Here is a 23,491-nt window from a genome sequence, read left to right as displayed (position 1 = left end):
TTTCGCGCTTATTTGTTCTATAAACAAGGCAAAGTCATTACATACTAGGCTTCACATTAGGAAAAACTAGGGGCTAAGCAGAAAGGAGTGAGCCTACGCATGGAAGATAGATTAGCTCTGAGGGAAGAACGGTTAAACGCATTAAGCCACGGCTTTGGCGCGGCGCTAAGCGCCTTCGGTCTTTTTTTACTTTTACAACGTTCCGTTCTATTCGAAGATCTTGCTTATATCGTTAGTAATGCGATTTATGGGGTATCTTTTTGCCTGTTATATCTCTCTTCGACCCTGCTGCATTGCTCTCGCTCGAAGAAGTGGGGCGAACGATTTGAGATCATGGACCATGCAGCTATCTTTATTGCAATTGCAGGTTCCTATACGCCATTCCTACTGATTACCTTACAAGGAACACTTGGGTACACGTTGCTGTTATTGATATGGGTTCTAGCTTTAGGAGGCGTCCGCTATGTTCATTTGATCATTAGGCGGTTTATGCCTTGGGGCCTTCTAATGTACTTGTTGATGGGTGGCTTCATGGTTTCATTAATTGGGCCATTAAGTGAACTTCTTCCCTCTATGGCTCTAGCTTGGTTAATGTTCGGAGTCGCTTTTTACTGCATTGGTGTGCCATTTTTTCTTTGGCGAAGGTTAAGATATCATCATGCTATTTGGCATTTGTTTGTGCTCGCAGGAAGCAGCTGCCACTTTATTGCCATATATGCTTATGTGATGCCTGCCGTTTTGTAGGGGTGAAAATAGGCCTAGTGTCCGGCAGGCTGACATCTGCATAATACCTGGATCTATAAGCTCGGACCGATACGGTTAATGCTGAATTCCTGATGGCCCAGTATCTCGGCCTTGGTCAGTTTGCCATCAGCCTGATGACCTCGCAGCCCAAACTAACAATAATAGCAGCACCAACATTCGGATTTTGCCCCGTACCTGCTAAGACATCGAAGGTTATATTCTTGTCATCCCCAATTTGACTGCAGCCATGCTGATGTGGAATCACTACCGCTCCGGGCACCATTTATGCAATTCGATTGCAGACATGGTTGGCACGGATGACGGTCGGAATGATGATTAAATGATTACGGATACCTATGTCCCCATTCTCTCTCTGATAACCCATAAAAGTAGTCATATCGCAGCCCCCTTGGCATAGTTAGGTTTCATGTGTTTTCGGTAAATCTCCGCGACCGCGAATACCTTCAATGTTGTGGACATGAACATGCTCGCCAGTCCGAATATCTTGGGTAGCTTTACCAATGACATCCCCATATTTAAAGACCTCGGCACCTTGTTTGATGAATGCGATGGCTACCTTACGTCCGAAAGGAATAGAGTCAAGCAATGATAGCGTTTGCATACTTGCACCATTATAGAAATGAATAGATTCACCGCTCGGAATATCGCGCAGCACGGTCGCAACATCGTCCTTTTCGTTCATGACAAGACTATCTGTCCCGTGAATGATGTCATGTGACATTAGAACTCTCCTCAGAGTATGCTTGCACTTAGAGTTTTTTAAAACTTCAAGTTTCATTTCTAGTTTAAGAGTTAAATGGAATTGAATAGAGACTTTTCTCACGCATGTTAGCACAAGACTAAGATAATGGGGGGACTGACTTCATAGCGGACTACCGTCTTCGCCGAACGTCAGAAGGCGGGAAACTCTTATATTTCTTGTATAGCTTCGTAAAATAGTTTGCGTTTCCGCAGCCAATTCGCTCGGCGATTTCGGTTACCGTCCATTCCGTTTCACGAAGTAAACGATCAGCTTCGTTGATTCTCAGCCAGTTCACATAATCGACGAAGGTACGTCCGGTAAGCTTTTTGAACGTTTTACAAAAATGGTACGGGTTCAAATTGACCATCCTCGCAGCCTGATCAACCGACAATGGCTCGGCAATATGGGTTTCAATATGCTGGATTAACGGCTTGAAAGACTCCGAATGACGGGCAGGAGCAGCTTTATCTATGAATTTCTCCGGCAAAAATTGACGAGATAGCAGTGCGAAAAGCAGCTGAAAATTATGTTTGATGACGAGTTCATAAGCGGCATTTTTATTCTCGAATTCAGCCGTAGATTCACGAATAAGTCGACGATAAGGGGCAGCAAGTTCATCCTCGGCAAGTAATTTGGCAGGCATTGGAACTCGCCCGTCCAGAAACGGGAGGATGAATCGTTCGTGCACGGGATCCGGATGCATCACTCGCAGCAAGGAGGCATTGAACACGACAGCAACATACTCCATTGCCTCATCTGCTGCGTTATAGCCAACATGCAAAGCTCCGGCAGGTACGAATAGCAGGTCGCCAGCGCGGGCCTCATAAGGCCGGCTATCAATATGAAATATCGCTTTACCTACCTGCATATCAATGATCTCGAAATGTTCATGCCAGTGAAGATAGAGTATGTTATCGTCTTTAGCAGTCGTCTGCGGTCGGTTTCGGTAAAATCGAATGGGATAGCTGCTATCCCAGAGTGGTGTCTTTTCCATTAAATCTTGGGGGTACGTCATGAGCTGCCTCACTTTCCTATGTATCAAGATAAGACCTATTTGGAGCAAGATAGGGTAGAGAATTTGCCGATATTCGTAGTTATAATGATCATATTCATTTATCTTATACCAATATAGGAGTGATATTCAATTATGAATAAGAAGCTTAGAGTGGGTACTTTAATTGGTGGCGGAGATGCCGTTCGCGTCATCCCCCAAATTGCCAAGCACGGATTTGAATCCTACAGTTTATCCTTTTGGCAAACAACCGGGAATATCGATCTCAAAGAAACGGCAAAGCGGGTAGCCGACATTGTGGGAGAGCACGACGCCGTCATATCTACGATTGGTGTATTCGGAAATCCACTCACGGGAACAGGAGATAATAAGGATACACTCGCAAGCTGGGAGCGGCTTATTGATCATGCACATCTCTTTGGTACCGATATCGTAAACGGTTTCACTGGCCGTATCCCAGATCGTCCAATTGATGAGTCAATACCGAAGTTCAAGGAAGTGTTTGGTGAACTTTCTAGGAGAGCCGCTGATCGCGGTGTGCGACTTGCTTTCGAGAATTGTGATATGGGCGGAACGTGGAAGACAGGGGATTGGAACATTGCCCATAACCCAACTGCCTGGAATCTGATGTTTAATGCCGTACCGGCGGATAACCTTGGTCTGGAGTGGGAGCCCTGTCATCAGATGGTCAGTCTGATCGATCCGATTCCGCAGTTACGTAAATGGGTCGATAAAGTGTTCCACGTACACGGCAAAGATGCAACAATTGCGTGGGATATTGTGCGGGAATATGGGATTCATGGGAGCCAAGAGTTCGTTTGGCACCGTACACCTGGCTTTGGGGATACGAATTGGTCCGATATTATTACGATTCTGCGTCAGGCAGGCTACCAAGGTACAATCGACATTGAAGGATGGCATGATCCCGTCTACCGTGATGAGCTCGAGATGACGGGTCAAGTGCATGCATTGAACTATTTAAAACGCTGCCGTGGTGGAGATTACATTCCAAACCCTGTTTAATGAGTCACTTTCAGTCCATCTTAGTTTTGTGCTAGCTCTGATTAAGATCGTCTATTTTTAGTCAGAGACATCTTTCTTATAATAAGGTCATTGTTACCGCATTCATTCAAAGCCAAGGAGGCTAACAGCCATGCAGGAAAACACACCTTTATTATTGACAGATGAGCAAATGAGAGAGTTTATTACAAACGGATGTTTAATCCTCAAAACCGATTTTTCGAGCGAGTTTCACAGCAATCTTGTAGAACAATTAAACACGGTTTATACGGAAGAGGGGAACCCCGGCAATAATTTACTACCCCGCATTCGTGAGCTGCAAAAAGTATTCGATCACCCAGTTGTGACAGGTGCTTTAACAAGTGTATTAGGGCAGAACTATATGATGCACGCACATAGACATGGGCATTTCAATGCTTCAGCAACGGCTGGAGGCTGGCATAAGGATAGCTATTGGGGCTATGACAGAATGCGCAATCATCACCCGAATTGGGCAATGATTATGTATTTCCCGCAGGATACACCAGTAGAATTAGGACCAACAGGTGTTATGCCGGGCACGCAAAATTACCAGACTCGGACTTTTGAATCCAATGAACAAGAAGGGGAAGTCTTAGCAAGCGGCGAGGCGGGTACTTTTGCACTAATCCATTATGATATTTGGCATCGTTCCACGCCTAATGTCTTAGGTCAGCCGCGCTATATGCTGAAGTTTGAATTCATGCGTACAGAGCTGCCGAAAGCACCTAGCTGGAATAATCAAGAGGCAGCATGGAGGAAGCCGGCTAACTTACATTTGCCAATCGTTGAGCATGATTTGATGTGGGAAGAAACTTGGAACTGGCTATCTGGAAAAATAGGCAGTCTGGCAGGAACAGCTGAATCTGATCCGGATCAAATTAAGGAATTAGCCGCTAAGTTGGATGGCTTTGAACCGCTAGCGATCAATGCGGCCTATGATCTGGCAAGAAGAGGGCAGCAGGGAGTGGACGCTTTACTCGAAGGCTTAAATAGCGAGAATAACCAAGTATCGCGAATTTCCGCTTATGGATTATCAGTTTCAGGAAGCGAGGCAGTTAACGGGCTAATTGCAGCTTTGCATCATGAGAATATTAACATCGTTACACATGCAATATTTGCGCTTGGTGAATTAAGAGGGTTAGCGGCAGAAGCTGTTCCTACCTTCATAAAGCTGCTCGAACATCCTGCTGAACTTGTTCGCTGTGCCGTAGTAGATGCACTTGGATTCATGGACTCACCAGTGAAAGATATCGTGTCAAGCTTAGGTAGAAGCTTACAAGATGAGAACGCGCAAGTTCGCTTCATGGCAAGTTTATCCTTGTCCCGATTAGGATCTCAAGCGGAAGCAGCTGTGCCGCAGTTGGAAATCGCATTGGATGATGAGAACAGATATGTTCGTGCTCATGCTGCCGAATCTCTGCATTATATCGGCACGGAACGTGCTAAGAATACGCTCATTAAGTTTCTGCTTAATTCCCGCTGGTGCCCGACAACGACTAAGACTAATGCGTTCTACCCGTAAACGCGCAAAATAGATAGACAAAGAGGGCAAATTAACTTTTGCCCTCTTTGTGTTGTTTCCATTTTCATTGAATCATAGTTCGTTGTAATCGAGCATTTTCGGTTTCAAATCACGGAAAGAAGTTGGTGTAAAACCCGTTTGTTCTCGGAACATCCGGGAAAAATACGATAATTCCATTCCCAACGAATCAGCGATTTGTGAAACATTTAATTCCGTCATCATGAGTAAATCCTTGGCTTTTTCTGAGCGTAAATGGTTCATATATTGAATCGGTGAATAACCCGTAAATTGTTTAAAGGCATTAATAAAGTAGTTAGGGTGATAATGCGCAATTTGGGATAATGTATCTACGGATACGTTATCAGCAATATGCTGTTCCATATAGTGCAGCACACTATTCATCTTCTCGAAAGTAGGGGTAGAAGCCAGATTCAGCTTGACGGTTTCACTTTGTTCAATGAATTCGGCAATGAATTCACTTAAAATCGCATTGACTCTAAAGGCGGAAGTTAATTCTTCACTTTTAATATAGGCTATCAAGTGTTCGAATTTATTTTGTAAAGCTTCTGGATCTTTGATCGTAATGAAAGCAGATGTTTGCAAAATCTGAAACAGATCCAAATCCCCGATTTTGGCCGTGAAATGACACCAGTATTTTCCGAAAGTATGATCGCTTATAGTTCCATAAGCTTGATTACTCCCCGCCGGAAGCAGATAAAGTTCGCCTGGTTTCGGATAATAGGTCTGATCCCCAACTTTTACAAAGCCTTCTCCTTCGATAATAAAATACAGGCGATTAAACGGACAAGCAGCGTTCTCATCGTTCCAGGATCTCAGTACCTTGGTGTAGGCAGCATAGGATAAATCAAGCTTCGCTTTAGCAATATATTTCTTCCAGAAGGTGAGCTGGCTAGGATTCATATCAATTCTCATGCGCTTATATTCCTTTCACGAAGAGTCGGCAAATGCCATCAATAAATTGTTGTTTGGTATAGCCCAGAATTTCTCGATGATACAAGTACTGTTCTGGTGTTACCGAGGCAAGTATGATGTTAACAGTCAAAGTGACATCGATCGGTCCAATCTCCTCTTGTTGAACGGCACGAGTTATCAAAGGAGCGAGAAGGTTGTGGAGTCGAACATAAATGGGCTTTTTGTGTAAATAGAAGCTATGTTTGTCCGTATATATGGTGTTGATGACGGACAGTAAAGAAGCTTTACCGTCCACAAAATCAATAATTCGAACGATCGTGTCCGACAATTGGTTCATAGCTGTTACCTCGGGAGCGGGATCAGCAATACTAGCTTCCAGAGAAGCAATAAACTGGGATGTTGTTGAACGAAGCAGATCGCTGCAAACCTCGCCAATATGGGCGTAACGGCGATAAAGAATACCTTGACCCACGCCCGACTCTTTGGCAATTTGGTGCATGGTAACGGATTCAATTTGATTGGTTTCGAATAGGCTTTTGGCAGACGTAAGAATACGCCGTCGATACTCTGAATCACGTTCTTCGCGTCGACCGCAAGGTGGAATGGCTTTCATATCTTGGCTATATATTGAATTCTCATTGGTATCTGGATGTTTCACACGTGCTCCTCCTATAAGAACAATCTTAACAAAAGAAATAATTGACAATCCGGACAATTGTCCGTAATATGATGTTGCGGACAATTGTCCGTTACTATTGTAGCACGATGGAGTAGATATTGTGAAGGAGGAACACAACATGAGTAAACCAATAACATCTGGTGAAGCGGAGCCGGAGTTTAAGATTACGAGTATTCTGGTACCGCTCATCGCTATCATATCGGGTATTTTTATGGTTATCCTCGATACGACTGCGATGAATGTGGCATTGTCGAAGCTGGTCATCGATTTTAAAACAGATTTACCAACCATACAGTGGACCGTAACAGGCTATATGCTGGCGACAGCGGCAGTCATTCCATTAGCGGGATGGTTATCAGACCGATTTGGGGCGAAGAATGTATTCCTCACCTCTGTCGTTCTTTTTACCGTTGCATCGGTCTTATGTGCTACACCGAACAACGCGGAGTGGTTGATTGTTTTCCGTATCCTTCAAGGTTTAGGCGGGGGATTCGTTATGCCTGTTGCAATGGCTTATGTATTCCGGCTGAGTCCTCCGAACAAAATTGGTCAAGTGATGGGGATGTTGGGTGTACCCATTTTGCTAGCGCCTGCGATTGGGCCAATCTTATCCGGATGGCTGGTTGAGTACCACTCCTGGCACTGGATTTTCTTAATTAATCTTCCTGTCGGTATTTTCAGCTTTATCTTTGGGCTGTGGAAGCTGCCGGCTGTCGCACGTAAGAAGGTAGCTGGTTTTGATTTACCGGGTATGATTCTAGGGCCTATTGCCTTTGCATCCTTATCGTATGGGATCACACAAGGTGCTGAAAGCTGGACTTCCGATAAAACACTGTGGGGCATCATCATTGGAGCTGTCGCATTGATCGCTTTTATCATTGTTGAACTTAGATCCAAACTCCCTCTGCTCGAGTTAAGAGTGTTCCGATCAGTGGATTTTTCCTTCAGTATTTTCGTACAGTGGGTACTGCAATTCTGCTTGTTCGGGGCTATTTTCCTGCTTCCGCAATTTCTTCAGCAAGCCCGCGGGTACGGTGCGTTCGATACGGGGATGACGTTATTCCCACAAGCGTTAGCTTCGGCCGTTATGATGCCGATTGGCGGATACTTGTTTGATAAAATCGGTGTTCGCTGGTTAGTAGTCGCTGGGCTCAGTCTTGTTTCCGGTGCGATCTTTCAATATTCGCATGTCAATCTAACGACAGAAGGACATGACTTAATTTTACCGCTTATTATGGCTGGTTCAGGTATGGGACTCATGATGATGCCTCTTAATTCACATCTAATTAAGAAAGCTCCTCATGATTTGGTAAGTCGAGTTACTTCTTTAACTAGTGCCATGCAGCAAGTTATCAATTCTTTTGCAGTTGCTACTCTGGTGACTATTCTCTCCTCGCGCGTGAACTCATCCATAGCTGCAAAAAACATTCCAATAAACAGTCCTGCTGATATGCAAAAGGCTATGCTTGCTGTAGCGCCCGAAGCTTTCGGCCAGACTTTCCACGTGATGCTCATTATTGCGATCTGTGGGATATTCTTAGGTTTGTTCCTTCGCCGTGATAAGACACAGCCTAATGAGGCTGTGAAACAAGAAGTCGCGTTAGAAGGGCTTCACTAAATAAGAACAATCTTATTGGAAGCTTACCGAATATTCGGTAGGCTTTTTTTGTTATTACGATTCTACATAGAAGTTGTGTATTTATGGAATTCTAACCAATAGCGTAAAACATCATATTAGGGGGCAATACAATGAGTCAAGATGAGCATCATATTCAACTAGCTTCTGGTGATATCGCGCCTTTATGGGGAGGATATTTAAGTGACAGTATGGTCAATTGTGTTCTTAAGCATTTCTTGCATACTGTTGAGGATGGTGAAATAAAACCAATCATTGAATTTGCTCTTGGATTGATAACAGAACATATGGAATTTGCTAATAAGTTATTTAAAGACGAACAGTTTCCTATCCCTCACGCCTTTACAGAGAAGGATGTCAACCTAAAAGCGCCAAGACTATTTTCAGATGGTTTTATGCTGCTCTATCTTAGACATATGGGCATTGCTGGCACTGTTACTTATGGAATGGCATTAGCAAGCAGTTCAAGACAGGATATTCGTGCATTCTTTCTACATAATCTGAAAACTACGGCTGAACTGCTGGAGAAATCTACGGCTATATTGCAATCTAAAGGAATTCTCACTAGGAGTCCTTATTTACCGTATCCCAATTCCGTTGAATACGTGCACAAAGAAAGCTGGTTAAATGGACTGCTAGGCGATCGTAGACCTTTAAATGCAGCGGAAATCGCGAATCTTTATTTGAATATTATGAAAAATAGCATGGGTCAAGCATTGATGTTAGGTTTTTCTCAAGTTGCTCAAGCTAAAGAAGTCATTGCTTATATCGTGCGCGGCAGAGATATCTCCTCGAAGCATGTCGAAGTATTCAGCGATTTATTGCGCGATGACCAGTTGCCGGCACCAACGACTTGGGAAACAGAAATTTCAAATTCTAAGGAGTCCCCATTTTCCGATAAGCTAATGCTCTACCATACGGTCTTTCTTTCAGCCGTAGGAATGGGAAACTATGGAGCTTCTCTTGCAGCAAGTATGAGGAGGGATTTGACAACTGCATATCTTCGGCTTACTGGTGAAATTGGAACCTATGCAGACGATGGCGCAGAACTGATGATAAAGAATGATTGGATGGAAAAAATGCCTGGAGCGATCGAACGTAACGCTCTACTATCTACGTGAAGGGAATCGTATTCGTGTTACGCAGCTCTATTTTACTTCAATAAAAAACCATCCTGTGCGTACTGGATGGTCTTTGGTTTGTCAGGAAAGTACGGCTATACGTTTTTACTCTTCTTGGTGCTCGTTTTTTTCTTCGCAGGAATCTTCTCTGGCATTGCTGCGACCCATTGTAAGGATTGCTCGATCCACGCCGTAATTGTATCAGGCGTTTCCCGCCACTGTTCCGGTAAGGTGACATATTCCTTCATCGGTTTGCCTGGCATGGGGGAAAACAATGATGCTCCTTCTTGCTCGACGAGACGAGCACGTGCGTCTTCCGGCAGGCGGATAAAAATTTGCTGTCCGTAAAGTCCAACGAACATGTTGCCATTAATAAAACCGGCCAGATTACCGAACATGGGACGAATATGAATATGAGGATCACCGGGCATAACGTCAGCGAAAAATTGTTTCATCTCCTCATCAGGACGAGGCATGGACATAAAGAAAACTTCCTTTCAATGTGGTATTTTTATTTCCATAATCGACTTAAGCCGTTTCAAGTCTCCTTGAATGCTTCTTCTGCCGTATTTTAGCAATCACTTATGTAAGTGTCAACTTAAATAGTTTCATTATTTAAGTTGACACTTAATTAAGTGTGTGCTAAAGTAACGTCATGATCGAAAAAGTGATCCAAGCCATAGTAGAGCCAAGACGCAGAGATATCTTATATCTCGTACGTGATGGAGAGCTTACATCTAGCTCCATCGCGTCCCATTTTGACATTTCGGCGCCAGCAGTATCACAACATCTTAAGGTTCTTGAGGAATCCGGACTACTTGTGGTTCGGAGAGAGGGAACCAAGCGGTATTATCGTATGAGGAGGGAAGGTTTTGCTGATCTGAAAGCGTACATTGACCGTTTCTGGGATGATAGTCTACTGCTATTGAAGGAAGCCGCAGAAGAAGAAGAGAGGAGACAGCGTAACCGTGAATCAAACGAATCAGACTAATGATACGATTAGGAAAGAGATGTTCATCGATTGCCGTCCGGAGATCTTATTCTCCTTTTTTACCGACCCTGAGAAGATGGTTCGTTGGATGGGCAGACATATTCTGTTGGAGCCAAGCATCGGAGGGAAATATCGGATCGATGTGAATGGATCGGATATTGCGATGGGGGAGTATAAAGAAATTATTCCTAACGAGAAAATCATTATGTCGTGGGGCTGGGAGAAATCCAAGGTGGTTCCACCTGGATCAAGCACGCTCGAATTTAAATTCACAGCTAAAGACAAAGGTACTGTTCTGCTATTAACTCACTACGACTTGCCAGTCGAAGAAGTCGCCGGCCACACAGAAGGCTGGATGCATTATACAACTAGACTCCAAACGTTGGCTGAGGGTGGAGATCCTGGGGTAGATCCTTGGTCGGTTAAGGCCATGCATTAAATAATACGTATCATAAAAAAAGCTTATGGGGAGATGGAAGAGAATGACGACATTATCTTGCGATTGTGGGTTCAAGGTAGAAGAGGAAAACCGATACGAAGTTGAAGCGAAGATGTGGCATCATGCGATTCACGATCATACTGATATGTTGAAAAGCATGTCTGTAGAGCAGCTTACACAATGGTTAATGGGAAAAGACAAGCAATTAGGCGATTCTACAGCTATTCATCAGGAGGTTGTTTTCGCAGCAAATCCGAAACGCATCTATGAAGCGCTGACTGATGCCGCCCAGTTTAGCAAAGTCTCAGGTGGAGCACCTACAGAATTAACTCCGGAGGCTGGCGGTTCCTTCTCCTGCTTCGGGGGGATGATCGTAGGGAAAAATATTGAACTGGAGCCAAACAAGCGAATCGTTCAAGCATGGCGTGTCGCGAATTGGGAGGAAGGCGTATATTCCCTAGTGAAGTTTGAATTGGAAGGGCAAGGCGAGGAAACCCGCCTAATCTTTAGCCATACAGGCTTTCCTGAAGGACAAGAAGCTCACCTGGCTCCTGGTTGGCATACAAATTATTGGGAACCTCTCAAGAAGTACCTAGCCTAACATAATAAGGGGCTGTCCTCAAGATCTACTTTTGGGACAGCCCCTTTTATTTGTTCTCATCGCTTCCAAAGGACATGCGTATGAACGAGAATTACATGTTAGATGCAGGCGCCCTCTTCCTATTGAAGAACCACACACAAAACATTCGGCTTAATAAGAATGTAATCATTAGAGAGAGCATTGTACAGAACCAGCTCCAGTGAACATAACGGACGAGATTCGTATAATGTTCTAGGATGACTTCCGTAATCGTGAGTGGCATGCAGAAAATGATGTAATAACTAAACTGCACACAGCGGCTCCGGCCGCTGGGATAATAGCAGTTAAACACCATGCAGATGATCGGATAAGCAAAGTACTCGTAAGTCATGCTGGTTCGGCTCACATCAGGCAGCTCTACCACAGGATAAGCCACTAAATTATACTCTACAACTATCAGGCCAATCGGACAAGTAAGCATCAGCTTGAATAGGAAGGACATGACCGCTAGCCGGATTTTACGACGTGGGATGGTGAAGATGAGCCCAAACGATAGAACCCACACAGCAGTTAGCACCCATCTATCCTTGCTCATGCTTAACTTCCTCCATTTCAGCTTCATATGCTTCTTGTTCTCCATATCGATAAAACCAGCGAACAATCACTTTCGTTAATGCCAGTAAGAAAATAAAGAACATACTGCCCATGAACCAGTCGAGGAACTTATATTCTAACAATTGTGTGTACTGATTTATCATATCATTTAACCAGGCAAGAGCAGCGCACCATAACAGCAGATAGAGGGTTCTTATCGCCCGCGAGCGCCGCGGCTCAAGGAGAATGTAGATACTAATTAATATTGGATACAGTAAATACGTGATCGTAAATCCGATATCTGTCGCTCTCGGGAACTCACGAACTGGGAAAGAAATGATCCTCAGCTTGACTTGCAGAATTACTGAAAACCAAACGATAGTCTGGGAAGTGGCGTATTATTTGCCAGATATCATGTAAATAAATGGATATGATCTCAAATGGAGCGCACGATATGAGTGATTAAAGGAATAAGGCAATGAAATGAAAAAACCTCCTCATGCTTGAGGAGGCTATCGTTCTTCAATCACCACTCCTTGCGAAGTGCAAACAAATCTCTCAATTCGTCGTTTGAGAGTTCCGTAATCCAGCCTTCGGAGGTAGAGATCACGTTCTCGCTTAGACTCATCTTGCTCTCAAGCATCTCGTCGATTCGTTCCTCCAATGTGCCCAGGGAAATGAACTTATGTACTTGTACATTGCGCGTTTGTCCCATCCGATAGGCGCGATCCGTGGCCTGGTTTTCAACGGCAGGATTCCACCAACGGTCGAAGTGGAAAACATGGTTCGCTGCGGTCAAATTGAGTCCGACTCCGCCGGCTTTCAGCGACAGAACGAAGATACCCGGCCCTGTTCCATCTGCGGCTTGGAACGTATCAATCATCTTATCGCGCTCTGACTTTGGCGTGCTTCCGTTCAGATACAATACCGGTTCGTTGCGATGTGCCCGAAGCACGTCAGCCAATATTCGCCCCATCCCTACATACTGGGTGAAGATCAGGCAGGAGTCGCCCTCGTCCCGAAGTTCATCGACCATGGCAACCAGCCGTTCAAGCTTCGCGGATCGCATGACGAAGGCTTCGCGGTTCTCTTCAGCAAGCAGAGTTTCCTCCGATAGATTAGCTTCCTTCGTTAGCAGATTAGGGTGGTCGCATAGCTGCTTTAGCTGCGTTAAGGCTGCTAGGATCGCTCCTTTGCGATCCATGCCTTCCAGCTTTTGCATGCGTTCCATGAGATCCTTGACGGATCGTTCATAGAGTGCGCCTTGCTCGGCTGTTAGATTGATATAGACTTTCATTTCAAGCTTATCGGGCAAATCGAGCTGGATCGCCGGATCTTTCTTTTTGCGGCGCAGCATGAAAGGTTTGACGAGTTTCTGCAGCTGTGCCGTTCGCTCCTCGTCGTGGTGCTTCTCTATCGGATTCGCAAAACGATGCTGAAACCCACGTTGGTTCCCGAGATATCCCGGATTAAGAAAGTCGTAGATCGACCACAGCTCGGACAATCGATTCTCAATAGGTGTTCCTGTCAATGCAATGCGGTGCCGAGCTTTGAGCGTACGGATCGCTGCGGATTGTTTATTGTGGGCATTCTTGATATTCTGGGCCTCATCTAAGCAAAGGGAACTCCACGTGGTTTCTTGCAGAGTCTCTTGATCCATCAAAGCTGTCGTATAGGAGGTAAGGACAATATCGGTGTCTTTCAAAACCTGAGAAAGAGCTTCGCCGCTTAAACGTCCCTTCCCGTAATGAAGATAAACCTTTAACTCCGGAGCAAAGCGAACTAGCTCTTTCTGCCAGTTGCCAAGCACAGAGGTGGGACAGATGAGTAGGGCAGGGTGTTCCGACTCTGCTCTATGATGCAGTAAATACGTGATGAATTGAACCGTTTTTCCGAGTCCCATATCATCGGCTAAGCAGGCACCCAGTCCGAACTTCCTAAGGAAGCTCAGCCAAGTGAAGCCCTCGTGTTGATACTTGCGAAGCTCAGCGCGCAACCCTTCAGGTACAGCAATTTCCTTTAATTCCGAAGGTTGCCCAAGCTGACGCAGCAGCGCCAAGAGGTGAGCATTCAGCTCGACTTCGAGCTTCAGCCGTTCTTCATTTTCCGCTTCTTCCTCCGCTGTAAGACTTTCCTTTTGGGTTCTTTCCTTTTCCGACTCACTTAGCAGGTGAAGCTGAAAGATATCCTGCAGGGACAAACCTTCTTCGGGATTCACGCTTTCCATGAGCCTTCGAATTTGCCCCAATAAAGAAGGATCCAAGATCACCCATTGTCCACGGAAGCGGATAAGCTTTTCATTGCGGCTAAGCAGCCCAGCAAATTCAGCTTCGCTCAGGTCGGAATCGCCAATGGCAATCCGCCAATCGAAGTTTACTAGCGAGTTCAGCCCGAATAGCGACTCGCCTTTGCCGCCAGCTTCTGAGGAAACCTTTGCGCGCAACCGAGGCTTCCGTTTCGAGGCGGCCTCCCACCAACCGGGGAGCATGACATTCCAGCCATCTTCCAACAAAAGACGGCTGTCTGTTGTCAGAAACGACCAAGCCGCTCCGTCGCTTAATGGTTCTGCTAATAGCTCGCCGCCGCTATTCTGCCCAGGCAAAGCTTCTGTTAGCCTAGTAGCCCAGCCAAGAGAACGCTCTAGGATATACGGGCTCCAATCGCTAGCCCACGTGCCTGAAGCGCGTCCGTCAGCATTAAGGCGAATTGGCGTTATAACCGATCCTTCACTTTTATCTTGCAGTACCAAGCGGAGACGCCAAGTATCATCATTTTCGTCCGGTTCCAGCAGCTGCAGAGCAGGGCGGAAGGGAGCAGTGTCCGGTTTCCAGCCGAGGGAAGCAAGCCATTCTTCGTCGGTGAACGCATCAGCCGAGGTAGGCGCAGACTTCTGTGCTCGGAACAGGGCTGGATAATCACGCCGAAGATCGGATAAGGCAGCTTCATTGGGGTAGTGCTCAGCCGAAACCACAGCGGAGAAGGCAGCACGTAAGCCAGACATTCCCTCACCTAAGCCATTTATGCTTATTAGTGCATTCCAATCAAGTTGTTTCAGTGACTCCGTTTCGACATCCCAAGTCCAAGCCAAGTTCCCATTTCGGAATGCACTGTAACTGGGTATGTAATGACCTGCTCTAGCTTCTCGGTATAGAACCGGCGCCACTTCTAGCAGTCCCTTCGTGGTTTCGTTTCCCCCTTCCCACCGGAGAACATCCATGAAGTAGGGTTCTGCGAAGAAGGGGAGCACCATCTCCACGGGCAGGATCGTTAGTGTCAACTCTCCCGCTAGCTGTTGGTCCAGAATGGTCCCATAGTAAGATGGCTCGTGCCATGCGAACAGCAGCTTTCGAAATTTATCCCCAGGCACGTCGCGTCCGTCCTGCAGCCCCCAGAGTAAGGCATCTCCACTGTCCGTTAAGGTCACGTTCAATGTCATATCATGCAATTTTGTGCTCATCCGAGTAGCTTTCCTTTCCTAAGTTCCTCTTGCAGCGCCCTCAGCCTGCTGTGTCGTTCTACGAAACTAGAAAAGAAATGTTCCCATCGCTCAGTTTGTTTCATTTTCTTGTACACTTTATCGAGCCGCTTGAGGAGCCTGACAGCTAATTTGTAATCATGCCGATTTTTCAAACTGACATAGTAATCTACGGCTTGATGGTAATAGGGTAGAAGGAGTTTTGGTGTATCCTTCTCAATCGGCTGCAGGACATTGACGCGATGATAAAGAGGGTCATGCCCCTGAAGGATCTGCATTTCCAACCATGGCTTCCATTTTCTTTGTTCGTACAGCATTTCCTCAATAATCCGGAAAGAATAAGGCAAAAGCTCTTCTAGAGCGCTCCACATGTGTTCTTCCGCTTGAGGAAGATGAACGATGGCCTTTGTCCAAAAACCGGCATAAACCTCAAGTTCTTTGGTCCGTTTCCGATTGAAAAAAGAGACTGATCTTCTCAACCAATTCACAAGCTCTTCCCAGTTCTGGACGTCATATAGATAGTCTAGGAAAGGAATAAATAGTTTGGCAGGGGCCTCTTTGAAAATACCATTCGTTTCCAAAGCCTCCCAGGCTTCTTTACTCTTGGATTGCTGCAAGTACAAGAAAGCCTTTGCGGCTGAGAGAGAAGGAGAGGGACTATCCATTGTCATCGTCTCAAGAGCTTCTATCTCCTTAGTTACATATTGACTTGCCTCGGGACTCGGGGCAATCCAATGTTTCCAAAGCGCGCTATAGACGCCATAATCTTGATAATTATGACCCGATTCTTCGGACATCTGCTGTCTGATATAATTTAACGTCTGCTCAAGGCGCTCTCCGGAAACCGAGAAGTCGAGAAGGGGAGAATGTTGCTTCAGCCAAGTATGAGCCTCATCATAAACCCGGTAAAGGGTGGAAGAAGTATAGTAACTTACACCACCTTGTGCGTTCTGCTCTTTTATTTTTCTTAGGATAAATAATTCCTGATGCATCTCAAAAAAAATCTGATCAATATCAGAAAAAGGAATAGTGATCTTCTCGATGTTTTGCAATTGCTGCCGCAGCATATCCACATAATTGCCCAAATCATATGTCGCCTTAATGAGAGACGTGTAATGGTTCAGAAACTTCTGCCAGCCGGATACATCCATTTTGGGCAATTGGGTGAGCGTAGACTCCAGTGAGGTTATTGAAGTAGCCCGCTTGAGATGCATTTTGGCATTCATAATTTGGGAAGCGGGGTAACCCAGACGATCCCCAAGCTCCATCCAAACGGCTGCCATATGCTTGCAAGCAGCTGGTACTGGGCAACTACATTGACTGGAGCGGGGCTTGTCTAAATTCAAAGTGACGCGGTAGTTTCCGGATTCTTCCTCTTCCACCCGTGCCTGAGCGACTCGAGTCTCAGATATGATCAAGGAAGCTACTCGCTGTTGTTTAAAGTAAGTAAACCCTCGACTTAGGGTAACGTCATTATAAGTTTCGGCTACGTGCTCCAGCAGCTGCAACCATTGGTCATCGTTTATAATGGGAGAACTCATCGAATAACTCCTTTTTTTCCACTTTCAATAATCAAAATCATCTTTTAGTATAAATAGTGAAGCTGATCATGTAAATTTGAAGAAATATGTTCAAATCATATAACAAATGAGAAGGATACACCAGTCAGTGAGTCTATTTAATAGGAGGAATGATTCTATTTGAAAACTCGGATAAAGTATTTTGTAGCCATAATAACTTCCGTCATTCTAGGCTTAAGTTCAAGAACGTTCTCCGGCCTAATCCCTCATTTTATTGTTAAACATGCTGGAGACGTGCTTTGGGCAAGTATGGTCTATTTTGGATTTCGATTTCTTTTTATACAGAGAAGTTTAAAATGGGCAGTTATAATCAGTGTCTTATTTAGCTTTGCTATTGAATGTAGTCAGTTATATCAAGCAGAATGGATAATCGAAATAAGAAATACGGTCATTGGATCCCTCGTACTTGGAAGAGGATATTTAACAGTTGATTTGTTTAGATATGTCATCGGTATTACAATTGCTTTTTGGATAGACAAGTGTTGGCTGGAGCGCGAAAAGTGTATTTAGCCATGCCATTTACACACGAATGGACGATTTTCGCATCCAACTTATCAGTACAATCAAGAGAGGATAAACAACACCTATAAGGAGAGCGAGGGGAATAAACGTTAAAGTATCCCATTTATCTCCATAGGCTGTATTTGGATAAACAACAAGAGATAAGACCGTAATAATCAGTCCAAATGGAAAACAAAGTATTTTGTAATCACGAAAATGGAACACATGCGCAATGCCTTTTATCGTTGTGTAAAAAAACATAGATAGTTTGAAATAAATCGAAACAAGCCATAAAAATGCCACGATTACTTCTATTCGTTGTAAAAAATTCCCGATATTTATTCTTTGCGCCAGGGCGTAACTAGGATACACTTGCATAGCGGTATTACCTGCTCCTAATACAAGAATACTTGAGACAATGATTAGAAGAAGTATAATCCCACTTATGATTATGCCTATTAAATAAGCTTTCTTAGCCTTTTGTATACTAGTAACTTGATGAATGATGGTACCAATCGTAATAAACAAAGACATATAAGAATAACTGGTGATTCTTATGGCAGATCGAATGACTGGAAGGGTGTTTGTTTCCCCAATCGGTAATAGATTGTTAAGTTCCATATTAGGAATACTAGTGACCATGAACAAGATAAATAATAGCACGATCCAAGGGAAGAAGATCTCTGCTGTTCTTAGCATGACAACCATCCCTAGCTTTGCTCCAAATATGACAGTTAGCATGAATATGATGTGTATAGATTGAATTGGCGTTTCCGGCATGATTTGAGTAATCATAAAATGACCTACATAAAAAACAACTTGTGAACTCAGAATGAGCGCTACTAGTGCAAGACTTAACGTTATGAACTTCCCCAACCACTTGCCAAAAACTTTATCATTAATTTCGAAAATAGAACACTGCGGGAACTTCTTGGAAATAAATACATAAAGCCAAACGAGAACGACACCCATAGCAATGCTTAGCCATTGTGGCATCCATGCATCCTGCTTCATATCTGCCGCAACAGATGCCGGAATAACCAAGATAGCTGTTCCAAAGGCATATAGGATGACGATAATCATGAATTGTCGCGGGGAAATTTGATCTGTACGCATATATACACGTCCCTTATTTACCTCATTTATCCTTTTTTCTTCGTATGTAGCTAAGACCGATCAATAAGAGTGGATACACGAATCCAAAACAAAACGTGAGTGGAACCCATGTCAATATATCCCATTGGTGTGTATAAGCCGCATTTGGATATACCACTAACGAAAGCACTGTGACGATAAACCCAATTGGTGTCGAAAGAGATTTGTAATTCTGGATCTGAAAGAATGAGGCAATTCCTTTAATCGCTACGTGAAAATATAGTGTTAATTTGAAATAAATGGAAATAAACCACAAGAATGCAACAGTGACCTCGATACGCTGCAAAAAATTCCCTACACTTATTTTCTTTGCTAATGCATAGGTGGCATATACTTGTCTTGACGACTGGTCGGGTCCCATGACCAGGATGCTAAGAAAAGCTACAATAATCATAATAAATCCGCTCGTTATCCCCCCATAGAGGAATGATTTAGTTAAACTCTTAGGGAATTTTACATCGCTTGCTATCAAGCAAAGCGTAAAAATGATAGGAAAATAAGAATAAACGAGCATAAATATGGATGCCCGTGAAATAGACATTATACTTGCTTCACCTATGGGCAAAAGGTTCTTAATTTGAGACTGCGGCGTTACAAAGATCACCAATAGAAAAAATAACAGAAGAATCCACGGGAAAAAAATTTCCGCGGTTCTCCCCAATACAACTACGCCTAGCTTTGCGCCTATAATAACAAAAGTAATCATAAGAATATTTATGGCTTGTATAGGTGTCGTTGGCATAATTTGAGTAGTCATGAAGGTGCCAATATAATATAGGACCTGTGCGCTGAGCACAACTGCGATAAAGACTACAAATAGTGTTACAGCTTTGCCTAACCATTTCCCTAATACAATGTCATTCATTTCGAATAACGTACAATCGGGATACATCTTCGCTAACTTCACATACATCCATAAGAAAAGCAAACCAATGCCTACGCCCATTACACCTGAGATCCAGGCATCCTGCTTAGTTTCTGCGGCCAACATCGACGGGACTACAAGAATGGTCGTTCCCACCGAAAATAAAATAATCAGGATCATGAGTTGACGAGCAGATAATATGTTCTCGTTATTCATGACATGCCTCCCTAAGCAGGATAAATGCTTACAATTTTATCAAACCGAGTTGCAGTAAAATTTTGGTTAATGGCATCATTAGAAACGTAATCCAGTCGGCCGGATTAGGTATTTGTTTGGCCATTCCTTTCAGAGTCGCCAACACATTACCAAGCAACATGAGTATGCAGTAGATCCAAACCTCCTTCCTACATCCTTGTTTCCATAAACGCGGAATTTCATAGCACGCAATGAGAATAGATAACGCAAGTACACATAAGCCGATTAACATAACTATTACTCCTTCATATCGTTAACCACAGAATCACCCAGTGTACCGGTACCTCTAATTTTGGCATCGATATTCAGATGGGGTTCCAATTGCTTGAAATGTTCTTCCCAATTGTTCTTCACTTTGTTCCAATATTTCGGGTTAGCGCGATGAACTGCCTCACCAAAACCAAATATATCCGCACCTAGTTTTTGTGTCTTCTTAATTGTATTTTCCATATTAGCCAATGCAAATTTAACAAATTGTTTATCTAAGTAATCGATCGTTTCGACTTTGAATAGATCGATTTTACATTCCACATCGGAAACATTTCCCTCTGCTCTAGTTTCAATAAATATCTCTGGTTTATCGTTTCTTACAACTGCGTGAATCTTGCTTTTGATACGAGCTACATCAATACCGATGTTTCCTCCTTCGGGACAATTCAGATGTATGGCAGACCGCTTTGATTGATTGGTAATAACGGAATAAGCACGAGATTCATATTCGTTAAGCCAACCAACAAGTTTATCTCTCTTGATAATCGCATTACCAGAGTATTTTAATCGTACAGGAGGCCCTGAGTAATCAATGTTTTTTTTGCTTTTGCCTACCTTTTGATCTCCAATAATCTGAATTCCTGATATGACCGTACTCTTCCCTGGGGTTACTATAGCATTCGATAATTGATCTATTTGAATCGTTACTGAAGCTGTCCATTCTTTCTTAGCTGCTTCGAGGGAGTTAAAGATGTAATTGGCTGGAACTTTTTCCAAAGGTGTCATCACACTTAATAATTCCTTAGCTGTGCCTTCTCTCGCTACGACCACGTTGAAATCAGATCGAAATTCGTTCCCTCTCATTAAATAATCCATCGAATTGACAATCCCTTTCTTGGCTAATTCCTCGGAAATCACAAGAATGCGGATATGAGCGAAATAGATCTTTCTCGAAATCGATGAAGTCAATCGTTTCACAGCTTCACTTAGTGTATCGCCTTTGGAAGAATACACGATAACGGGAATTTCATGCTCTCCCTTTGCCTTCGTTACACTGCCCGGATTAACAATTTGAACGGTTAACTCAAACTGTTCACCGGAAATATCAATGCCAACTCCCTCTGCTATGGCAATATCATTAAGCTCCTTGCGGCTCCAACAGCCGCTTAACAGTAAGACTATGGTAAGTAAGCAAGCTGTTAGTCGAATAAATGATTTCACATCTGCCTCTTTCCTCCTTCTAAGGTTTGAAGGGCTTTCTATTCGCTTTCTTGACTACGTTACTCGCATTAACGATACGAGCTCGTGAAAATAACGATTGAAAAGGAAATCGAAACAAGGCATCCTTTTGTTTGTTCAATTCAAGTGGAGCAAAAGGGCTTAAATAGGGCACACCGAACGATTGCAAACTATTCAAATGCAGAATAAGTCCTAGTAAACCTGCCAGTATGCCGAAAAATCCAAATGAAGCAGCCAGAGCCATCAGAGGAAATCGTAGGATGCGAATGGCATTTGATAAGTCGTAAGAAGGGGAAACAAAGCTGGAAATCGCCGTAATGGAAACAACGATAACCATAGCTGCCGAAACAATTCCGGCTTCGACTGCTGCTTGTCCAATGACTAGCGTTCCAACAAACGATAAGGCAGAACCTATGCTTCGCGGCATGCGTAAGGCTGCTTCCCGTAAAACTTCAAATGTAATCTCCATCAATAAGGCTTCGATGAATGCTGGAAATGGAATACCCTCTCTTTGTGCAGCGAGGCTAATGAGCAGTTGAGTCGGCAGCATTTCTTGATGGAACGTTGTTATTGCCACATAAAAAGATGGGGCTAATAAGGCAATGAGAAATCCAGCATAACGAAGTATCCTTATTAATGTGCTAATATCAACACGATGATAATAGTCCTCGGATGCTTTGAGGAAAGTTTCAAATAAAGCAGGAGCAATCAGCACGAAGGGGGTCCCATCTACGAGAATGGCAATTTTGCCGTGAATCAATTCAAGTGCGACGACGTCTGGACGTTCTGAGTTATATACGGTTGGAAAAGGAGTGATCACTTCATCCTGAATGAGTTCCTCAATATTACTGCTCTCGAAGATTCCGTCAATGTGAATCTGAGTCAAACGATTGCGGGCCTCGAGAATTAGGGAATCTAGAGCAATCCCTTTGACATACATAAGGACAACGTCAGTTTGGGTAACCTGGCCTACCTGGAAGGTTTCCATCCATAAATTAGGATCTTTGATCTTTCTTCGAATCAAGGCGGTATTCGTTCGAATGGATTCGGAGAAAGCTTCCCGCGGCCCGCGCACGACGGTTTCTACATTCGTCTCTGTAACGCCTCGATCTTTCCACCCTTTGGTGGCGGCTGCCAGCCCGGTAGTATACCCGTTCATCAATATGACCGAATCGCCCGATAGGATATGATGTAGCATTCCTTTCATATCCGATACCTTCTGAATTTCACCAATCGTCAGTGTATGCATCGTTAATACATCAAATGGGTCTTGCTCTGGATCAATTTCCGTGGAATCAGCCATCAAAGATCTCATCATGAAATCATTGACGACTTTCGCATCAACTAGTCCATCTGTATACAAGAGGGCTAACCCTTCAGTAATGGCATTATAGGTAAATTCTCGAATAACAATGTCTGTGCTGTTCCCGAGACTTTGTCGAACGTAATCAACATTTTCTTGAATGGTTGAGAATAAAGGCATGGATGCCCTAGGTTCTACGATTGTGTTCTGCGAAGGAGGGATAGGCTTCTTTTTGGAGCGCAGCCAATGAGCGAGCATGTGGTATTTTCTCCAAGTTCTAGGATGTTGTTATATAAACATCATTTCCTGAACTTTCTTGAGGTATGCGTCCGAAGTTCTTTTGTTGCGTTCCCAAAAGCAGATGACTTTCAAGAAAAAATGACGTCAAATGTTAATATGAAGAGACCGTTAATTGATTTATCCAAAATGGTTCTACATTGGAGTGTTTTCAGTCGGAATTCATCGTCATATAGGCTCACTGGAGTTGGGGATGAATGGATGGATGGATGGATGGACTGGTGAAAGGAGGGGGTGAATCCATATTCTCAGGCGAATGTTGTACGGAGTACAACAATACCGCCTAGCTCCCGCTAAATTACCTTCAATGTTGCATAAAGTACAACACTTGGACCCCATATAGGCCATTTCGCAACAAGTGGGTTCGAAATGTTGTACAGTTTGCAACTTCATCTTGCAAAACAGCCTCTAGAGGTGTGAATTGTTGTATAAACTAGTCAATTTCATAATAAAAGCCCGATTTTTCCAAGTATGGATTCGGGAGAAATGCAGTTGAATAAGAGCCTTTAGAGACTGCTATTTCTTCATTTCCAGCGTATTTTGTAAAAATAAGAGT

General features: G+C 43.8%; 23 protein-coding genes and 1 pseudogene. 9 read left to right on the top strand and 15 right to left on the bottom strand.

Annotation, left to right across the window (positions count from 1 at the left end; all coding sequences use genetic code 11):
* Positions 1–99 precede the first annotated feature (99 nt).
* Positions 100–744, top strand: coding sequence for a PAQR family membrane homeostasis protein TrhA (gene trhA, locus ASD40_RS22425; RefSeq protein WP_057305385.1), 645 nt, complete (start codon positions 100–102; stop codon positions 742–744).
* Between the two features lie 133 nt (positions 745–877).
* Here the strand turns inward: trhA and ASD40_RS36595 are convergent.
* The 3 genes and pseudogenes from ASD40_RS36595 to ASD40_RS22415 form a co-directional block, all read right to left on the bottom strand.
* A pseudogene (locus tag ASD40_RS36595) lies at positions 878–1,141 on the bottom strand (UxaA family hydrolase); the annotation flags it as partial.
* 21 nt (positions 1,142–1,162) lie between these two features.
* Positions 1,163–1,486 carry a UxaA family hydrolase gene (locus ASD40_RS22420; protein ID WP_057305384.1) on the bottom strand — a complete coding sequence of 108 codons (324 nt, stop codon included), beginning with the start codon at positions 1,484–1,486 and terminating at the stop codon, positions 1,163–1,165.
* Positions 1,487–1,637: 151 nt separating this feature from the next.
* On the bottom strand, positions 1,638–2,522 hold the full coding sequence (locus ASD40_RS22415; protein WP_057305383.1) for a helix-turn-helix transcriptional regulator: 885 nt from the start codon (positions 2,520–2,522) through the stop codon (positions 1,638–1,640).
* A gap of 132 nt (positions 2,523–2,654) precedes the next feature.
* On the opposite strand from ASD40_RS22415, the gene ASD40_RS22410 reads away from it, so the two are divergent.
* Positions 2,655–3,542: a sugar phosphate isomerase/epimerase family protein gene (locus ASD40_RS22410; protein WP_057305382.1), complete on the top strand. Its 888-nt coding sequence runs from the start codon at positions 2,655–2,657 to the stop codon at positions 3,540–3,542.
* A 130-nt stretch (positions 3,543–3,672) separates the two neighbouring features.
* On the top strand, positions 3,673–5,082 hold the full coding sequence (locus ASD40_RS22405) for a HEAT repeat domain-containing protein (RefSeq protein WP_057305381.1): 1,410 nt from the start codon (positions 3,673–3,675) through the stop codon (positions 5,080–5,082).
* 72 nt (positions 5,083–5,154) lie between these two features.
* Here the strand turns inward: ASD40_RS22405 and ASD40_RS22400 are convergent, their stop codons facing one another.
* Both ASD40_RS22400 and ASD40_RS22395 read right to left on the bottom strand, forming a co-directional pair.
* Positions 5,155–6,015, bottom strand: a complete 861-nt coding sequence (locus tag ASD40_RS22400; RefSeq protein WP_057305380.1) for a helix-turn-helix domain-containing protein — start codon at positions 6,013–6,015, stop codon at positions 5,155–5,157.
* A 4-nt stretch (positions 6,016–6,019) separates the two neighbouring features.
* Positions 6,020–6,673 carry a TetR/AcrR family transcriptional regulator gene (locus ASD40_RS22395; RefSeq protein ID WP_057305379.1) on the bottom strand — a complete coding sequence of 218 codons (654 nt, stop codon included), beginning with the start codon at positions 6,671–6,673 and terminating at the stop codon, positions 6,020–6,022.
* A 139-nt stretch (positions 6,674–6,812) separates the two neighbouring features.
* Here ASD40_RS22395 and ASD40_RS22390 point away from each other — a divergent pair, with 139 nt between their 5' ends.
* Both ASD40_RS22390 and ASD40_RS22385 read left to right on the top strand, forming a co-directional pair.
* Positions 6,813–8,312, top strand: a complete 1,500-nt coding sequence (locus ASD40_RS22390; protein ID WP_057305378.1) for an MDR family MFS transporter — start codon at positions 6,813–6,815, stop codon at positions 8,310–8,312.
* Positions 8,313–8,443: 131 nt separating this feature from the next.
* The gene (locus ASD40_RS22385) at positions 8,444–9,451 is read left to right on the top strand and encodes a DUF3231 family protein (protein WP_057305377.1); all 1,008 of its coding nucleotides are present in this window, start codon (positions 8,444–8,446) and stop codon (positions 9,449–9,451) included.
* 95 nt (positions 9,452–9,546) lie between these two features.
* Here the strand turns inward: ASD40_RS22385 and ASD40_RS22380 are convergent, their stop codons facing one another.
* Positions 9,547–9,933: a TfoX/Sxy family protein gene (locus ASD40_RS22380; protein ID WP_057305376.1), complete on the bottom strand. Its 387-nt coding sequence runs from the start codon at positions 9,931–9,933 to the stop codon at positions 9,547–9,549.
* A gap of 173 nt (positions 9,934–10,106) precedes the next feature.
* Between ASD40_RS22380 and ASD40_RS22375 the strand changes: the two genes are divergently transcribed.
* Genes ASD40_RS22375 through ASD40_RS22365 form a run of 3 tightly spaced genes read left to right on the top strand, consistent with a single transcriptional unit; the run spans position 10,107 to position 11,482 of the window.
* On the top strand, positions 10,107–10,442 hold the full coding sequence (locus ASD40_RS22375) for an ArsR/SmtB family transcription factor (RefSeq protein ID WP_063860126.1): 336 nt from the start codon (positions 10,107–10,109) through the stop codon (positions 10,440–10,442).
* Positions 10,420–10,881 carry an SRPBCC family protein gene (locus tag ASD40_RS22370; protein ID WP_057305375.1) on the top strand — a complete coding sequence of 154 codons (462 nt, stop codon included), beginning with the start codon at positions 10,420–10,422 and terminating at the stop codon, positions 10,879–10,881. The genes ASD40_RS22375 and ASD40_RS22370 overlap by 23 nt, the downstream gene beginning before the upstream one ends.
* A 43-nt stretch (positions 10,882–10,924) precedes the next feature.
* A complete protein-coding gene (locus ASD40_RS22365; RefSeq protein WP_235549349.1) occupies positions 10,925–11,482 on the top strand; it encodes an SRPBCC family protein in 558 nt (185 codons plus the stop codon).
* Positions 11,483–11,573: 91 nt separating this feature from the next.
* On the opposite strand, the gene ASD40_RS22360 is transcribed toward ASD40_RS22365, so the two are convergent.
* From ASD40_RS22360 to ASD40_RS22350, 4 genes are all read right to left on the bottom strand, one after another.
* A complete protein-coding gene (locus ASD40_RS22360) occupies positions 11,574–12,056 on the bottom strand; it encodes a CBO0543 family protein (RefSeq protein WP_057305374.1) in 483 nt (160 codons plus the stop codon).
* Positions 12,043–12,435 carry a CBO0543 family protein gene (locus tag ASD40_RS39270; RefSeq protein WP_321166558.1) on the bottom strand — a complete coding sequence of 131 codons (393 nt, stop codon included), beginning with the start codon at positions 12,433–12,435 and terminating at the stop codon, positions 12,043–12,045. Before ASD40_RS39270 ends, ASD40_RS22360 begins: the two co-directional genes overlap by 14 nt.
* Before the next feature lie 146 nt (positions 12,436–12,581).
* Positions 12,582–15,512 carry a DEAD/DEAH box helicase gene (locus ASD40_RS22355; protein ID WP_057305373.1) on the bottom strand — a complete coding sequence of 977 codons (2,931 nt, stop codon included), beginning with the start codon at positions 15,510–15,512 and terminating at the stop codon, positions 12,582–12,584.
* Positions 15,509–17,071 carry an SWIM zinc finger family protein gene (locus tag ASD40_RS22350; RefSeq protein ID WP_057305372.1) on the bottom strand — a complete coding sequence of 521 codons (1,563 nt, stop codon included), beginning with the start codon at positions 17,069–17,071 and terminating at the stop codon, positions 15,509–15,511. Before ASD40_RS22350 ends, ASD40_RS22355 begins: the two co-directional genes overlap by 4 nt.
* Positions 17,072–17,230: 159 nt before the next feature.
* Between ASD40_RS22350 and ASD40_RS22345 the strand changes: the two genes are divergently transcribed.
* Positions 17,231–17,620, top strand: a complete 390-nt coding sequence (locus tag ASD40_RS22345) for a ribosomal maturation YjgA family protein (RefSeq protein ID WP_057305371.1) — start codon at positions 17,231–17,233, stop codon at positions 17,618–17,620.
* 9 nt (positions 17,621–17,629) lie between these two features.
* Here the strand turns inward: ASD40_RS22345 and ASD40_RS22340 are convergent, their stop codons facing one another.
* Genes ASD40_RS22340 through ASD40_RS22320 form a run of 5 tightly spaced genes read right to left on the bottom strand, consistent with a single transcriptional unit; the run spans position 17,630 to position 22,896 of the window.
* Complete coding sequence (locus ASD40_RS22340) at positions 17,630–18,727, bottom strand: GerAB/ArcD/ProY family transporter (RefSeq protein WP_057305370.1); 1,098 nt, start codon at positions 18,725–18,727, stop codon at positions 17,630–17,632.
* 22 nt (positions 18,728–18,749) lie between these two features.
* The gene (locus ASD40_RS22335) at positions 18,750–19,847 is read right to left on the bottom strand and encodes a GerAB/ArcD/ProY family transporter (protein WP_057305369.1); all 1,098 of its coding nucleotides are present in this window, start codon (positions 19,845–19,847) and stop codon (positions 18,750–18,752) included.
* 28 nt (positions 19,848–19,875) lie between these two features.
* Complete coding sequence (locus ASD40_RS22330; protein WP_057305368.1) at positions 19,876–20,118, bottom strand: hypothetical protein; 243 nt, start codon at positions 20,116–20,118, stop codon at positions 19,876–19,878.
* 5 nt (positions 20,119–20,123) lie between these two features.
* Entirely contained in the window at positions 20,124–21,317 is a 1,194-nt protein-coding gene (locus ASD40_RS22325; protein ID WP_057305367.1) for a Ger(x)C family spore germination protein, read from the bottom strand.
* Positions 21,318–21,336: 19 nt separating this feature from the next.
* Positions 21,337–22,896, bottom strand: coding sequence for a spore germination protein (locus ASD40_RS22320; RefSeq protein WP_082562373.1), 1,560 nt, complete (start codon positions 22,894–22,896; stop codon positions 21,337–21,339).
* Between the last annotated feature and the right edge of the window lie 595 nt (positions 22,897–23,491).

Origin of the sequence: Paenibacillus sp. Root444D2 (assembly GCF_001426375.1) — a bacterium.
Taxonomy (GTDB): Bacteria; Bacillota; Bacilli; order Paenibacillales; family NBRC-103111; genus Paenibacillus_E.
This window is presented reverse-complemented; position numbering and strand designations above follow the sequence as displayed.